This is a genomic window from Massilia antarctica (assembly GCF_015689335.1).
Lineage (GTDB): Bacteria > Pseudomonadota > Gammaproteobacteria > Burkholderiales > Burkholderiaceae_D > Telluria_A > Telluria_A antarctica.
This window is the reverse complement of sequence record NZ_CP065053.1, coordinates 3,628,595-3,643,275: the sequence shown is the minus strand read 5'-3', so window position 1 is coordinate 3,643,275 and position 14,681 is coordinate 3,628,595. Positions and strand designations below refer to the sequence as shown.

The 14,681-nt window shown below is 61.9% G+C and carries 13 protein-coding genes and 1 other RNA gene; 5 read left to right on the top strand and 9 right to left on the bottom strand.

The window, feature by feature from the left end; all coding sequences use genetic code 11:
* Positions 1–92 precede the first annotated feature (92 nt).
* The 8 genes from cmk to gyrA all read right to left on the bottom strand — a co-directional run bounded on the left by cmk (position 93) and on the right by gyrA (position 10,096).
* Positions 93–764 (bottom strand): (d)CMP kinase, encoded by a 672-nt coding sequence (cmk, locus tag IV454_RS16540; RefSeq protein ID WP_206092420.1) that lies wholly within the window; start codon positions 762–764, stop codon positions 93–95.
* 389 nt (positions 765–1,153) lie between these two features.
* Complete coding sequence (gene aroA / locus IV454_RS16535; RefSeq protein WP_206092419.1) at positions 1,154–2,488, bottom strand: 3-phosphoshikimate 1-carboxyvinyltransferase; 1,335 nt, start codon at positions 2,486–2,488, stop codon at positions 1,154–1,156.
* Between the two features lie 25 nt (positions 2,489–2,513).
* On the bottom strand, positions 2,514–3,419 hold the full coding sequence (locus IV454_RS16530) for a prephenate dehydrogenase (protein ID WP_206092418.1): 906 nt from the start codon (positions 3,417–3,419) through the stop codon (positions 2,514–2,516).
* 1 nt (position 3,420) lies between these two features.
* Entirely contained in the window at positions 3,421–4,527 is a 1,107-nt protein-coding gene (gene hisC / locus IV454_RS16525) for a histidinol-phosphate transaminase (RefSeq protein WP_206092417.1), read from the bottom strand.
* 34 nt (positions 4,528–4,561) lie between these two features.
* Positions 4,562–5,632, bottom strand: a complete 1,071-nt coding sequence (gene pheA / locus IV454_RS16520) for a prephenate dehydratase (RefSeq protein WP_206092416.1) — start codon at positions 5,630–5,632, stop codon at positions 4,562–4,564.
* 84 nt (positions 5,633–5,716) lie between these two features.
* Entirely contained in the window at positions 5,717–6,808 is a 1,092-nt protein-coding gene (gene serC, locus IV454_RS16515; RefSeq protein WP_206092415.1) for a 3-phosphoserine/phosphohydroxythreonine transaminase, read from the bottom strand.
* 21 nt (positions 6,809–6,829) lie between these two features.
* A complete protein-coding gene (locus IV454_RS16510) occupies positions 6,830–7,372 on the bottom strand; it encodes a DUF2059 domain-containing protein (protein ID WP_206092414.1) in 543 nt (180 codons plus the stop codon).
* A gap of 105 nt (positions 7,373–7,477) precedes the next feature.
* Positions 7,478–10,096: a DNA gyrase subunit A gene (gene gyrA / locus IV454_RS16505; protein WP_206092412.1), complete on the bottom strand. Its 2,619-nt coding sequence runs from the start codon at positions 10,094–10,096 to the stop codon at positions 7,478–7,480.
* Between the two features lie 475 nt (positions 10,097–10,571).
* Between gyrA and ompA the strand changes: the two genes are divergently transcribed.
* The 3 genes from ompA to IV454_RS16490 all read left to right on the top strand — a co-directional run bounded on the left by ompA (position 10,572) and on the right by IV454_RS16490 (position 13,002).
* Positions 10,572–11,282: an outer membrane protein OmpA gene (gene ompA, locus IV454_RS16500; protein WP_206092410.1), complete on the top strand. Its 711-nt coding sequence runs from the start codon at positions 10,572–10,574 to the stop codon at positions 11,280–11,282.
* A 294-nt stretch (positions 11,283–11,576) separates the two neighbouring features.
* Positions 11,577–12,272 carry a bifunctional 2-polyprenyl-6-hydroxyphenol methylase/3-demethylubiquinol 3-O-methyltransferase UbiG gene (ubiG, locus tag IV454_RS16495; RefSeq protein ID WP_206092408.1) on the top strand — a complete coding sequence of 232 codons (696 nt, stop codon included), beginning with the start codon at positions 11,577–11,579 and terminating at the stop codon, positions 12,270–12,272.
* A 31-nt stretch (positions 12,273–12,303) separates the two neighbouring features.
* Positions 12,304–13,002, top strand: coding sequence for an HAD family hydrolase (locus tag IV454_RS16490; RefSeq protein WP_206092406.1), 699 nt, complete (start codon positions 12,304–12,306; stop codon positions 13,000–13,002).
* 140 nt (positions 13,003–13,142) lie between these two features.
* On the opposite strand, the gene IV454_RS16485 is transcribed toward IV454_RS16490, so the two are convergent.
* Positions 13,143–13,487, bottom strand: a complete 345-nt coding sequence (locus IV454_RS16485; RefSeq protein WP_054268163.1) for an energy transducer TonB — start codon at positions 13,485–13,487, stop codon at positions 13,143–13,145.
* A gap of 227 nt (positions 13,488–13,714) precedes the next feature.
* On the opposite strand from IV454_RS16485, the gene ssrA reads away from it, so the two are divergent.
* Together ssrA and IV454_RS16475 are read left to right on the top strand one after the other, a co-directional pair.
* Positions 13,715–14,074, top strand: a transfer-messenger RNA (tmRNA) gene (gene ssrA / locus IV454_RS16480).
* A 259-nt stretch (positions 14,075–14,333) separates the two neighbouring features.
* Positions 14,334–14,594, top strand: a complete 261-nt coding sequence (locus IV454_RS16475) for a hypothetical protein (RefSeq protein ID WP_206092404.1) — start codon at positions 14,334–14,336, stop codon at positions 14,592–14,594.
* Positions 14,595–14,681: the final 87 nt, after the last annotated feature.

Here is a 14,681-nt window from a genome sequence, read left to right as displayed (position 1 = left end):
AGATCGCACCATGCGACTTAAACTGGGTTATAGGTTGATTCAACGCTTGCAATGGCACTATTGCAATTGCAAGCACCCATTGCTACTTCAGATTACGACTGCTTAGCGTGCGCATACCATTTCAGCACTTCCTCGACCGCTTCGTCAGCGGTCATATTGGAAGTATCGAGCAGGTGCGCCCCTTCTGCCGGCATCAATGGCGCGATGGCCCGGTAAGTATCACGGTCGTCGCGCGCCTTCAAATCGGACAGGAGGTCTTCTATATTAGCAGAAAACCCCTTGTCAATCAATTGCTTATATCGGCGTTGCGCGCGCGCCTCTGTGCTGGCTGTCAAGAACACTTTCAGTTGCGCGTGCGGAAAGATTACCGTGCCCATGTCGCGGCCATCGGCAACCAGGCCTGGCGCGCGGCGAAAGCCGAGCTGCAGCGCGAACAGCGCCTGGCGCACGGCGGGCAGCGCGGCGATCTTCGATGCCACGTTGCCAACCTCTTCCGCGCGGATGAGTTGGGTGACATTTTCGTGAGCCAGCAAGATTTCGCCGCCGCTGAAGCTGGCGGGGAGGTGTTCGGCCAGCTTGGCGAGGGCGTGCTCATCGGAAAGTTCCGTAGCGCGGCGCAAGGCCATCAAGGCGGTGAGGCGATACAGGGCGCCCGAATCGAGGTAATGAAAGCCGAGGCGATCGGCCACCTTATGCGCGACGGTGCCCTTGCCGGACGCGGTGGGGCCATCGATGGCGATGACGGGGATGTTCGAATGTGGCATGGGACGGTGTCCTGGTGAAATCACGATAAAACGTACAAAAACGGCAGTCTGGCAAAAATCCTACAACCGGGACCAAAATCCTAGAACCGGGGTCTGACCTCTGATTAGAAACATTGTAAAACCACCCAACCGGGGTCTGACCTCTGATTAGAAATTAGTTGCAAAACCATGGATAGTTACCGGTTCGCCAGCGCCGGTTTTGCAACGACGCCCGACCGTGCTTGGGCGTCTGCGTGCGCGGACGAGACGGAACTTAGTTTAGCGGCAACAGCTTCAATCGCTGTGATGCAATTAATTTCTAATCAGAGGTCAGACCCCGGTTGTAGGAGGTCTGCGCCTGGTTATAGGAGAAGCCGGGGTCTGTCCCCAGGTTTTGCAACGATATCGGCTTAAATCAGGTTCTCGTGGGCGATGCCGGCGAAGGCGTCGAAGTAGTCGGGGAAGGTCTTGGCGACGCATTTCGGGTCGTTGATGCGCATGGTGTTGCCGCGCCGCGCTTTGCCGTCCAGGCTCGCCAGCGAGAAGCACATCGCCATCCGGTGGTCGTCATAGGTGTCGATTGTCGCGGCGCTCAGTTCGCCCGCCGGCGGGGTGACCGAGATGTAGTCCGGCCCCTCTTCCACCACCGCGCCCAGCTTGCGCAATTCGGTCGCCATCGCGGCCAGGCGGTCCGTCTCTTTCACCCGCCAGCTGGCGATGTTGCGCAAGGTGGTGGTGCCGTCGGCGTACAGCGCGGCCACGGCAATCGTCATGGCGGCGTCGGGAATATGGTTGAAGTCGGCGTCGATGGCCTTGAGTACCCCATTCGAGCGCGCTTCGATCCAGTTGTCGCCGCGCGTGATCGTCGCGCCCATCTGTTCCAGCGCTTCGGCAAAGCGCACGTCGCCCTGGATGCTGTCGCGCCCTACCCCTTCAACCCGGATCGGACCGCCGCCGATCGCGCCGGCCGCCAGGAAGTACGAGGCCGACGAGGCGTCGCCTTCGACGTGGATCGTGCCCGGACTGGCATAGCGCTGCCCCGGCTGCACCGTGAACGATTGCCAGCCATCCTGCTCCACCGTCACGCCGAAACGCCGCATCAGGTTCAGGGTGATTTCGATATACGGCTTGGAGATCAGTTCACCAACGACGTCGATGGTCACCGGGTGCTCGCGCGCCATCAGCGGCGCGGCCATCAGCAGCGCCGTCAAAAACTGGCTCGATACGTTCCCGCGCACCGACAGGCGCTGCGCGTGAATATGTCCGCGCCGGATGCGCAGCGGCGGGAATCCTTCCACGCCGGTGTACTCGATCTGGGCGCCAATCGCGTTCAAGGCGTCGACCAGGTCGCCGATCGGGCGCTCGTGCATGCGGGTGACGCCGTGCAGGGTGTAGTCGCCGCCAATGACGGCCAGCGCCGCCGTCAGCGGCCGGATCGCGGTGCCGGCATTGCCCATGAACAGATCGGCTTCGTGCGCCGGCAGGATGCCGCCGCCGCCATGCACGATGTGGGTATGCTCGTCGACCTGCTCCCATGCCAGGCCCAAGGAGCGCAGTGCGCCCAGCATGACCAGCGTGTCGTCCGAGGCGAGCAGGCCGACGATGGTGGTGCTGCCTTCGGCCAGCGCGGCCAGCAGCAAGGTGCGGTTGGAGATGCTCTTGGACCCCGGCAGCCGCACCACGCCCTCGACGTGCATGACGGGCTTGAGATCGATATGGTGCGGGTACTGCTTCTGCTGGGTCATGCTGGGGTTCCTTGAAATGCTGGGTTTATTCCGGACTGCTGTCCTGCGCCGGCGGTGCCTCGGCCGTTTCGATCGCTTCGATCCAGCGGCAGCGCGCGCGCTGGGCGTTGGCAAACACCGCTTCGATGGCGGCGCCGTCGCCGTTGGCGAGCATCGTGCGCAATCCTGTCAATTGTGCCAGATATGCGTCCAACTCGCCCAACAGGGCCGCCTGGTTGGCCAAGCTGATGTCGCGCCACATTTCGGGCGAGGAGCCGGCAATGCGCGTGAAGTCCCGAAAGCCGCTGGCGGCGTATTGGAACAACAGGTCCGCATGCGGCTTGCGGGCGATGTCGTCGACCAGCGCGTAGGCCAGCAAATGCGGCAGGTGGCTGACCGAGGCGAATACGGTGTCGTGTTCCTGCGGCGTGAGGCGGTGGACGATGGCGCCGCACGCGCTCCACGCGGCGGCCACCCTGTCGATATCGCCGGCCGTATTCTCGGGCAGCGGCGTGAGCACGGTCTTTTTGCCGTGGTACAGGTCGACGATGGCGGCGTCCGGGCCGTTGGTTTCGCGCCCGGCGATCGGGTGGCCCGGCACGAACTGGCCAACCCGCTCTTTCATCACGGCGCGCGCGGCCGCCACCACGTCGGACTTGGTGCTGCCGGCGTCGGTGACGACGGTGCCCGCTTCCAGGTAAGGCAGCAAGGACACCAGGATCGCCGTGGTCTGGGCCACCGGCGCGGCGATCAGCACCAGGTCGGCGCCTGCCATCGCGTCCTGCACCGAGGCCGCCACCTGGTCGATGATGCCCAGTTCGAGGGCACGCGCCATCGCTTGCGGCGAGCGGCCCACGCCGACCAGGGTGGTGACCACGCCCGCATGGCGCAACGCGCGCGCGAACGAGCCGCCGATCAGGCCTACGCCGAAGATGACGACTTTATTGAACACGTCAGGCCAGCGCTTTCTTGAGGGCGGCGATGAAGATCGCGTTTTCGGCCGGCAGGCCGATGGAGATGCGCAGCCATTGCGGCAGGCCGTAGTTGCCGACCGGGCGCACGATCACGCCTTGCTTGAGCAGCGCCAGGTTCACGCGGGCACCGGCGCCATCGTCGTCGCCAACCTTGACCAGCACGAAGTTACCGAACGATGGCACGTATTGCAGTCCCAGTTCGTCGAAGGCTTCGACAAACTGCGCGTAGCCGGCGGCGTTGTTCTTTGCGCCCTGCTCCAGGAATGGCGTGTCGTTCAGGGCGGCGATGGCCGCGGCCTGGGCCAGCGAGTTGACGTTGAACGGCTGGCGGATGCGGTTCATCAGGTCGGTCAGGGCTGGCTGCGCGATGGCGAAACCGACGCGCAGGCCGGCCAGGCCGTAAGCCTTGGAGAAGGTGCGCGAGACCAGCAAGTTCGGATACTTGCGCGCCCACTGGGCCGACTCGAACTGGTGCTCGGGCGCGAGGAATTCGTTGTAGGCTTCGTCCAGCACCACAACCACATTGGCCGGCACCTTGTTCAGGAATGCTTCGATCTGCGCCGCCGGAATAAAGGTGCCGGTCGGGTTGTTCGGGTTGGCGATGAACACCAGGCGCGTGTCGGCGTCGATCGCTGCTGCCATGGCGTCGAGGTCATGGCCATACTCCCTGGCCGGCACCACGATGGCGCGCGCACCCACGCCTTGGGTCGCCAGCGCGTACACGGCGAACGAATACTGCGAGTACACCACGGCCTGGCCTGTTTGCACGAAGGCGTGGGCGGCGATTTCGAGGATGTCGTTGCTGCCGTTGCCCAGGGTGATCCAGTCGGCCGGCACCTCGTAGCGCTTGGCCAGCGCGGCTTTCAGGTCGAAGCCGTTGGCGTCCGGGTAGCGCCCCAGGTCGGCCACCGCGGCGGCCATGGCTTGCTGGCTCGATGCGGGTACGCCGAACGGATTTTCGTTCGACGCCAGTTTGACGATGTTCGCTTCGTCGAGGCCGAACTCGCGCGCGACTTCGGCGATCGGTTTGCCCGCCTGGTAGGGAGCGATGGCACGGACGTATTCTGGACCGAATTGCTGGGACATGGTTGATCTCTGGGTAGTTGTTATGGGTTGCAAACTAAAGACTGAGCGGGTACGAGCCAAGCACCTTGAAAAAGGCGGCGTTGTCGCGCAGTTCGTCGAGCGCCTTGGCCACCGCCGGGTCCTGCACGTGGCCTTCGATGTCGACGTAGAAGTAGTATTCCCAGGTGCCGATGCGGGCCGGGCGCGATTCGAAACGGGTCATCGAGACGCCGTTCACGGCCAGCGGCGCGAGCAGGTTGTAGACCGCGCCCGCCTTGTTCGGCACCGCCAGCACCAGCGAGGTCTGGTCGGAACCCGAGGGGTTGGTCTGCAAATGGCCGATGACGGCAAAGCGGGTGCGGTTGTGCGGGTCGTCCTGGATGTGGCCCTTGACCACGCCCAGGCGGTACTGCTCGCCCGCCATTTCGCTGGCAATCGCCGCCATCGTCGGGTCCTTGCTGGCCATGACGGCCGCTTCGGCGTTCGATACCACCGCGCGCCGTTCGATGCCGGGGTAGTTCTGGTTCAGCCATACCTGACACTGGGCCAGCGCCTGCGAGTGAGCGCACACCACCGTCACGCCGTCCATGTTGCCGGTCTTGGTCATCAGGCTGTGGTGCACGGGGATCGAGATCTCGCCGCTGATGATGGTGGTGGTGCCGAGCATCAGGTCGAGCGTGCGGTTGACCGCCCCTTCGGACGAATTTTCGACCGGGACCACGCCGAAATCGGCGGTGCCGGCTTCGGTGGCGCGGAACACTTCGTCGATCGAGATGCAGGGCAGTCCTTCGATGGCGCTGCCGAACTGCTGGAACGCGGCCTGCTCGGTGAAGGTGCCGGACGGCCCCAGGTAGGCCACGGTGACGCGCTTTTCGAGCGAGCGGCAGGCCGACATGATTTCGCGGAAGATGGTCTGCACTTCGGCCGCCTTGAGCGGACCGGGATTGCGCTCGGCCACGCCGCGCAGCACTTGCGCTTCGCGTTCGGGACGAAATACTGGGGCGCTGGTTTCGGCCTTGACGTGGCCGACTTCCTGCGCCAGGCGCGCGCGGGCGCTGAGAAGGCTGAGAATTTGCGCGTCGATCGCATCGATCTGTTCGCGCAATGGTGTGAGTTTGTCTGTCATGGATGCGGCATGGTTTGCGGTGAATCGGGTGTTCGCGCGGGCGCAGGCCCGGCCGGCCAGGTGCGGCCGGCGAGGCGCGGCCGGCTAGGTGCGACCGGCGAACTCGTTCAGGTAATCAACCAGGGCTTGCACGCCCTCGATCGGCATCGCGTTGTAGATCGATGCGCGCATACCGCCCACGGACTTGTGGCCCTTGAGCTGCAGCAGGCCGCGCGCTTTTGCACCGGCCAGGAATTTGTCGTTCAGTGATTCGTCGCGCAGGTAGAACGGTACGTTCATGCGCGAGCGGCAGTCTTTCGCCACGCGGTTCTGGTAAAAATCATCAAGGTCGAGCGCACCGTACAGCAGTTCGGCCTTGGCGATATTGCGCTGTTCCATGGCCGCCACGCCGCCCTGGCGCAGCAGGTGCGCGAATACCAGGCCGGCGATGTAGATGCCGTAGGTGGGCGGCGTGTTGTACATCGAGTCGTGCGCGGCGACGATGCTCCAGTCGAAAGCGGACGGGCAAATCGGCAGCGCATGGCCCAGCAAATCTTCGCGCACGATGACCAGGGTCAGGCCGGCCGGACCGATGTTCTTTTGGGCGCCGCCGAAAATGACGCCGTACTTGCTCACGTCGATCACGCGCGAGAGGATGTGCGAGGACATGTCGGCCACGATCGGGGTGTCGTCGCCCAGTTCGGGCACGAAGTTGTATTCGACGCCGTCGATGGTTTCGTTGGTGCAGATGTGCAGGTAGGCCGCGCCCGGCGTGCGCTTCCATTCGCTTGGCGGCGGCACACTGGTAAAGCGCCCTGCCTCGCCGCTGGCGGCGACGTTGACGTTGGCGTAGCGCGCCGCTTCCTTGATCGATTTGCCGGACCAGGAACCGGTTTGCACGAAGTCGATGGTGGCCGGCGCGGATACGCGGCCGACCAGGTTCATCGGCACGATGGCGTTTTCGCCCAGGCCGCCGCCCTGCAGGAACAGGATCTTGTAGTTGGCGGGGACACCCAGCAGCAGGCGCAGGTCGCGCACGGCCGCTTCGTAGATCGAGATGAACTCGGGACCGCGGTGACTCATTTCCATCACCGACATGCCGCTGCCGTGCCAGTCCAGCATTTCGGCGGCCGCCTCTTGCAGCACTTCCTTGGGCAGAACGGCGGGGCCGGCGGAGAAGTTGTAGATCTGGGTCACGGAATTCCTCGGGTAAGTTGGCTATTTGCCGGCGGGGACGGCTTCTTGCATGATCTTGACCATGCGCGGGTTGATGACCTTCTGGCCGATCAGCATCGACTCGTTCATAATCTGCGGCATCACCGACAGCATCTTGGCGCCCACCGGGCTGCGGTGGAAAGCGGCGATCTGCTCGATCTCGGCAACCGTGAAGCGGCTCGCGTACAGCGGCACCACTTCTTCGATCATCTCCTCGGCCAGGGCCGGATCTTCCAGCACGCGCTGGACGCGCGCGGCCACTTCCGGCACCTTTTTCTCGGCTGCGGCGATGGCGGTCTTCTTTTGCGCAGCGGTGAGGCGCGGATTGGCGTTGATGACGGCAGTGGCGTTACCGAGGATCATCTGCGGCATCGTTGCGCGCATCTGGGCAAAGCTATCCTTGATCAGTTTGCGGTAATTCATCGAATCGAGCAGCGCACGCACGGCCTTGTCCGCCGCCGGGTCGATCGGCGCTTTCTGCGCAAACGCCGGCGTGGCCAGCAGGGCCAGCGCGGTACACATTATGGCGGTCAGTTTTTTCATCATGGTTCTCCCAATGAAAACGGTGCTTGTTCTGGATAAGGGCAAAAAAATGGGGCCGGCATTATTCTCGCACGAAGTGCGAAAACAAGACCGGCCCCCTGCCGCTTTTTACTCCGGCGGTGTTTCGAGGTCGACGTCTTCGAGGTCGGTTTCGACGATGCGCTGCAAGCCGCTCAGCTTGGTGCCGTCTTCGACCGCGATCAGGGTCACGCCTTGCGTGGCGCGGCCCATTTCGCGGATTTCCGACACGCGGGTGCGAATCAGCACGCCGCCGGTGGTGATCAGCATGATTTCGTCGCTCGGCTCGACCAGGGTGGCGGCGACCACGCGGCCGTTACGTTCACTGGTCTGGATCGCGATCATGCCCTTGGTGCCGCGTCCGTGGCGGGTGTACTCGGTGATCGGAGTACGCTTGCCGAAGCCGTTCTCGGTGGCCGTCAGGACCGACTGCTGCTCGTTTTCGGCCACCAGCAGGGCGATCACGTTCTGGCCCTCTTCCAGGTTCATGCCGCGCACGCCGCGCGCGGTACGGCCCATCGGACGCACGTCGTTCTCGTCGAAGCGCACGGCCTTGCCGGAGTCGGAGAACAGCATCACATCGTGCTCGCCATCGGTCAGCGCGGCGCCGATCAGGAAGTCGCCGTCGTCCAGGTCGACCGCGATGATGCCAGCCTTGCGTGGATTGCTGAAGTCCTTCAGCGGCGTCTTTTTCACGGTACCGAGGCTGGTCGCCATGAACACGTAGTGGTCTTCCGGGAAGGTGCGGTTCACGCCCGACAGCGGCAGCACCACGGTGATCTTCTCGTTGTCCTGCAGCGGGAACATGTTGACGATTGGCTTACCGCGCGAGTTGCGCGAACCTTGCGGCACTTCCCATACCTTGAGCCAGTACATGCGGCCGCGGTTCGAGAAGCACAGGATGTAATCGTGCGTGTTGGCGATGAACAGCTGGTCGATCCAGTCTTCTTCCTTGGTCGCCATGGCTTGCTTGCCGCGCCCGCCGCGCTTCTGGGCGCGGTATTCGGAGATCGGCTGCGACTTCATGTAGCCGGTATGCGACAGGGTCACCACCATGTCCTGCGGCGTGATCAGGTCTTCGGTTTCCAGGTCGGTGGCATTGTGCTCGATGGTCGAGCGGCGCACGTCCTTGTTGCCGACGCCGTACTCGTTCATCACCAGGGTCATTTCGTCGGTGATGATGACCGTCACGCGCTCCGGCTTGGCCAGGATGTCGAGCAGGTCGGCGATGTGCGCCATGATGTCTTTGTACTCGTTGACGATCTTGTCCTGCTCAAGGCCGGTCAGGCGCTGCAGGCGCATTTGCAGGATCTCTTGCGCCTGTTCGTCGGACAGCTTGTACATGCCGTCCGGCTGCATGCCGTAGTGCTTCGGCAGGTGCTCGGGACGGAATGCTTCGATGCCGCCGACGGTAGTGCCTTCGGCGGTACGCAGCAGCATTTCGCGCACCAGGGACGAATCCCAGGCGCGCGCCATCAGTTCGGTCTTGGCGATCGGTGGCGATGGCGCGGCCTTGATGATGGCGATGAAGTCGTCGATATTGGCCAGGGCGACGGCCAGGCCTTCGAGCATGTGGCCGCGTTCGCGCGCCTTGCGCAGTTCGAACACGGTGCGGCGCGTGACCACTTCGCGGCGGTGCGACAGGAAGCACTGCAGCATCTGCTTGAGGTTGAGCAGTTTCGGCTGGCCGTTGACCAGCGCGACCATGTTCATGCCGAAGGTATCCTGCAACTGGGTCTGCTTGTACAGATTGTTGAGCACCACTTCCGGCACTTCGCCGCGTTTCAGTTCGATCACCACGCGCATGCCCGACTTGTCGGACTCGTCGCGGATGTCGGAAATGCCTTCGAGCTTCTTGTCGCGCACGTTCTCGGCGATGCGCTCCAAGAGCGACTTTTTATTGACCTGGTACGGCAGCTCGTCGACGATGATGGCGATGCGGCCGCCATCCTTGCCGTATTCCTCGAAGTGGGTCTTGGCGCGCATGACCACCCTGCCACGGCCGGTGCGGTAACCGTCGCGCACACCAGAGACGCCGTAGATGATGCCGGCGGTCGGGAAGTCGGGCGCGGGAATGATCTCGATCAGTTCATCGATGGTGCAGTCTGGATTGCGCAGCACGTGCAGCGCGGCGTTGACCACTTCGGTCAGATTGTGCGGCGGGATGTTGGTGGCCATGCCGACCGCGATGCCGGACGAGCCGTTGATCAGCAGGTTGGGAATCCGGGTCGGCAGCACCGTCGGTTCTTTTTCCTTGCCGTCGTAGTTGGGCTGGAAGTCGACCGTGTCCTTGTCGATGTCGGCCAGGATCTCGCCGGCGATCTTATCGAGGCGGCACTCGGTGTAACGCATGGCGGCGGCGCTGTCGCCGTCGACCGAACCGAAGTTGCCCTGGCCATCGACCAAGGTGTAGCGCAAGGAGAAATCCTGGGCCATGCGCACCAGGGTGTCGTAGATCGAGGCGTCGCCGTGCGGGTGGTACTTGCCCATCGTTTCGCCGACCACGCGCGCGCACTTGACGTACGGGCGGTTGTACACATTGTTCATTTCGTGCATGGCGAACAAGACTCGGCGGTGCACCGGCTTCAAGCCGTCGCGCACATCCGGCAAGGCGCGCCCGACGATCACGCTCATCGCGTAATCGAGGTAGCTCTTGCGCATCTCTTCTTCGAGGGAAATGGGGATTGTTTCTTTTGCGAATTGATCCATTGGCGGGACTGATCTCAGGCTGTGGTTATATTAGCTGTACGCACATGCTGCGCTTTCGATGCTGCCAGACCGACGGGTGCACAACGATGGTGCGCGCGTCCACTTAGCTACAGACAAGCGTAGGATTTTAGCATGCGCCGTATAGCAGCTGCGCAATTGATCGATGGCGAGTCCTGAGCGATGTATGATCGAAATCATAAAAACGTTCATCATTTGTCAACCCGACCATGTCACGCGAGACACGATGTTGCGTGGATACAACATGATGTACCACATTGGGGCGTGTTTGGTTTAACAGCCTTCGTGCTAATTAAGTGCATGTGGCAAAATGATTCAGAAGTTAATTGCCTGTTTCACAAGCTGTCACGAAACTGTCACGGGTAATGGCTGGGGCAAGCTGTTACTATCTTGTCCACGCTCGAAAAGTTGCGCAGCTATAAAGCTGCGGATATCACCCCCGAAAGGAAGAAAAACTATGAAAAAACTCGTCTCGCTCATGCTCGCGGCCTCCGCGATTGCAGGCAGCGCAATGGCCCAACAGTCGCCGCCATTCGCGCCTGTAACCACTGACATCATGGCACCGAAACCAAACAGCGCCTATGTCCAGGATGCCCGTGGCGTGATCGCGCGCGATCCTTTCGGCCTGTGCTGGCGCACTGGCTACTGGACCCCGGCCGATGCGGTCCCAGGTTGCGACCTGCCCCTGTGCGTTGAGCCAGCTAAACTGGAAAACGGCAAATGCGTCACGCCGCCAGCACCGGTAGCGCCGCCGCCACAACCAGGCGCCGTGGTAACCCCGCCGCCAGTAGTGGCAGCGCCGGCAGTGACCTCGGAAAAAGTCAGCTTCTCCGCCGACGCCCTGTTCGATTTCGACAAGGCTGTCCTGAAAGCGGAAGGCAAGAGCAAGCTGGATGACCTGAGCGCCAAGCTGCAAGGCATCAACCTGGAAGTCATCATCGCCGTCGGCCACACCGACTCGGTCGGTACCGATGCATACAACCAGAAGCTGTCAATCCGCCGCGCTGAAGCTGTCAAGGCTTACCTGCAAGCCAAAGGCATCGAAGCGAACCGCATCTACACCGAAGGCAAGGGCGAATCGCAGCCAGTGGCAGACAACAAGTCCGCTGAAGGCCGCGCCAAGAACCGCCGCGTCGAAGTTGAAGTCGTCGGCACCCGCGCCAAGTAAGCTGCGCCTCTGCCAGTCCACCCGCCCCGGCGGGCGGGCATGGCAAGGTCGACGATCGCATCGTCACTTGAACACCCCTCGCGGGGTGTTTTTTTTCGCCCGCGACTTGGCGAAGCCGCCTTGATTTCCCGAATCCGGCGCCCGAACGCGCCTGCGCCGCGCGCCGCCATCTGCGCCGCCATCTGCGCCGCCAGTATCGCCCGGCCATGCGCGCTGTGCGGGACGGGCATCGGCGGCCGGTTTTTTTATGCTTGCGTCCGTCGCATTCCCCGATTTCCCGCTATCATTCCGCGTATGAATGCCGACCCTCTAGAAATCCAGAAATTTAGCGAACTTGCCCACCGCTGGTGGGACCCGACGTCCGAGTTCAAGCCCTTGCACGAAATTAATCCGCTGCGCCTCGAATGGATCAACGCGCGTGCTGCGCTGGCGGGCAAGAAAGTGATCGACATCGGTTGCGGCGGCGGCATCCTGACCGAATCGATGGCCAGGAAAGGCGCGGATGCGACCGGCATCGACCTGTCCGACAAGGCGCTCAAGGTGGCCGACCTGCACAGCCTGGAGTCGGGTGTGCAAGTGCGCTACGAACTGATCGCCGCCGAAGACATGGCTGCGCGCGAAGGCGGCCAGTACGACGTCGTCACCTGCATGGAAATGCTCGAACACGTGCCCGATCCGGGCGCCATCGTCAAAGCGGCCGCGACCCTGGTCAAGCCGGGCGGGCATGTCTTTTTCTCGACCATCAACCGCAATCCCAAGGCGTATCTGTACGCCGTGGTGGGCGCCGAATACCTGCTGCGCATGCTGCCCAAGGGCACCCACGACTACGGCAAATTCATCACCCCCGCCGAGCTGGCGCAATTCGTGCGTGAAGCGGGCTTGCAGGTAGACGGGCTGAAGGGCTTGACCTACAATCCGCTGACCAAGATTTACTCCCTCAACAAGGACACCAGCGTCAATTACATGGTGGCCTGCAGCCGCCCCCTGTAGGGCGCCGTTCCGACCTGCCGAGCAAGCCGCCATGACCCGATCCCTCTCCCCGCCGGCCCCGCGCGCCATCCTGTTCGACCTCGACGGCACCCTGGCCGACACCGCACCGGACCTGGCCGCGGCCGTCAACCGCCTGCGCGCCGACCGCGGCCTGGAGCCGACGCCGTACGCCCTGCTGCGTCCGACCGCCTCGGCCGGCGCGCGCGGCATGATCGGCGCCGCCTTCGGCCTGGCGCCGGGCGACGCCGGCTACGAAGCGCTGCGGGTGAGATGGTTCGATTATTACCAAGCCGACATGGCGTCGCATAGCACCCTGTTCGGCGGCGTGCCGGAACTGCTGGACGGCATCGTCCAGGCGGGCATGGCATGGGGCATCGTCACCAACAAACCGGCGCGCTTCACCGACCCGCTGATTCCCCTGATCGGGCTGGCGCACGCCGGCTGCATCATCTCGGGCGACACCACCGCACACGCCAAGCCGCATCCGATGCCACTGCTCGAAGGCGCGCGCCGGCTCGGCATTGCGCCGGAACAGTGCTGGTATGTGGGAGACGATTTACGCGATATCGAAGCCGGGCGCGCGGCCGGCATGCTCACCGTGGCCTGCGGCTGGGGCTATTGCGGCGCGGTCGAGCCTGCCCAATGGGGCGCCGACCATCTGCTCGACACCCCGCTGGCGTTGCTGGAACTGCTGCGCGCGACCACGGCGCCGGGGGTGCTGGTGGCCTGAAGCGCGGCCGGCCCGCCGGGCCGGTGGTAGCGTGCGCGCTCAAAACAAAACGCCTGGCCATGCATTCGCATCGGCCAGGCGTTATTGATTCCACGAGAGACGATGCGCCCGGATCGGGCACATGGTCCAGCGATAATCGATCAGCTCAGGGTCCAGTTGTATTCGACTTTGGTCCAGGTGCTGTCAGGACGGCCGTCTTTGCTGCCCGGCTTGAATTTGCAGGCGCTGATGGCGCTCATGGCGGCTTTGTCCAGGCTCTTGAAACCGCTGGTCTTGTCCAGTTTCGCTTCCAGAACCTTGCCTTCGGCCGACACCAGGAAAGCCATCGTGACCACGCCCTGCTCTTCGTTCATCAACGACGCTTTCGGATAGTCGGCCTTGCAGCTTTTGGCGTCGAACACCGCTGGTACGTCAGCTGCGAATGCCACGTTGGCGCTGGCTGCTACGATCAGTGCTGCGCAAAGGCGGAAGGTCGTCTTGGTCATCATGATGCTGGTTCTCCTGAAGATGGGTTAGAGGGTTTGACTTGACTGGAAGTCGTCGTCACAGCCAAGAGAATAATCCTAAAAATTCCATGTGGCAACTAATTTTAATGCATTATGGCAATTTAATTTTCTTTTGTGTTCATTTTTTGACAGTCGGGCGGGAGAGGAGGCGCGCTTCAGAGGCGGGTGTCACCTTGTCGCGCTTTCAGGTACAATAGGGGTTCTGTGGGGGCGACCTGGTTTCGACGTGGGTTGCAAAGCAGCGCAGGGCATACCGAGGGCGGGCCACCTCGTAAATACAACCTGAAAAACTTAACTGCAAACGATAACTCGTACGCACTCGCAGCTTAATTGCTGCTAGCTCTAGAACACCTCGTCCCTGGGGTGGGCCGTCAAAAGCTCTAGAGTCATTTACAGGGACTCGTCTTGAACTGGGTTACTTAGTTCCGGACTAAATAATAGGTAACTCGCTTGTACACAGCGTGCACGTCCGCGTTGTACCGGTTAAATTAAATGGCAGTGCTAAGTATGTAGAACTGTCTGTAGAGTGCTTGCGGACGCGGGTTCGATTCCCGCCGCCTCCACCACTAAACAAGTTGTTGGCAGACCACGAAAGACAATGTAAGACTCTGATTTTATTGAGGATTATTGAAAATCGAAAGCTGCTGGTTGTGGTCTTAGATAGTCTGTAATTGCCGTTGCAATGACACGCGAACGACACGCAAAAATGCCCGGCTAAGTGCTGGGCATTTTTGCATCTGTGACTTACTGACAAGGTTTGGGTGTACGTTGCCCAACTTGTCTTTGCCTGAACATTTCGTCTCGATCAACTAACCAAGGATCTGCATGTCAAAAAACTATGCTGTTGTATTAAGCCCAGGCGTACGCGACCTTTTTCCGGCTAGCATGATCGCGCTACTAAAGCAAAGTGACGGGTTCGACTACTTTTTAGCGTCCAAGGTCGAGCCGAACGGTACCCTGTACGAAATGACTATCGAACATACGCTTCCCAATGGGAAGCTGGGATCACTCCAACTGCATATTCAGCATTCTTATATCAGCTACGTCTTGGCAACTGCAGATTTAAAATCCATTGGATTTATCTGACACGGTGAACCGTTACTGGCAATCTAGCGTGCGCGGTAGTAGCCAGGCGAGAGGAGCGGCGCCAGCGCCAAGATCCTTGCGATGATG

What these genes read in the sequence shown, in the direction of transcription:
- cmk (WP_206092420.1), bottom strand. Translation starts at nt 764, where the DNA reads ATGCCACATTCGAACATCCCCGTCATCGCCATCGATGGCCCCACCGCG.
- aroA (WP_206092419.1), bottom strand. Translation starts at nt 2,488, where the DNA reads ATGACCCAGCAGAAGCAGTACCCGCACCATATCGATCTCAAGCCCGTC.
- hisC (WP_206092417.1), bottom strand. Translation starts at nt 4,527, where the DNA reads ATGTCCCAGCAATTCGGTCCAGAATACGTCCGTGCCATCGCTCCCTAC.
- pheA (WP_206092416.1), bottom strand. Translation starts at nt 5,632, where the DNA reads ATGACAGACAAACTCACACCATTGCGCGAACAGATCGATGCGATCGAC.
- IV454_RS16510 (WP_206092414.1), bottom strand. Translation starts at nt 7,372, where the DNA reads ATGATGAAAAAACTGACCGCCATAATGTGTACCGCGCTGGCCCTGCTG.
- gyrA (WP_206092412.1), bottom strand. Translation starts at nt 10,096, where the DNA reads ATGGATCAATTCGCAAAAGAAACAATCCCCATTTCCCTCGAAGAAGAG.
- ompA (WP_206092410.1), top strand. Translation starts at nt 10,572, where the DNA reads ATGAAAAAACTCGTCTCGCTCATGCTCGCGGCCTCCGCGATTGCAGGC.
- ubiG (WP_206092408.1), top strand. Translation starts at nt 11,577, where the DNA reads ATGAATGCCGACCCTCTAGAAATCCAGAAATTTAGCGAACTTGCCCAC.
- IV454_RS16490 (WP_206092406.1), top strand. Translation starts at nt 12,304, where the DNA reads ATGACCCGATCCCTCTCCCCGCCGGCCCCGCGCGCCATCCTGTTCGAC.
- IV454_RS16485 (WP_054268163.1), bottom strand. Translation starts at nt 13,487, where the DNA reads ATGACCAAGACGACCTTCCGCCTTTGCGCAGCACTGATCGTAGCAGCC.
- IV454_RS16475 (WP_206092404.1), top strand. Translation starts at nt 14,334, where the DNA reads ATGTCAAAAAACTATGCTGTTGTATTAAGCCCAGGCGTACGCGACCTT.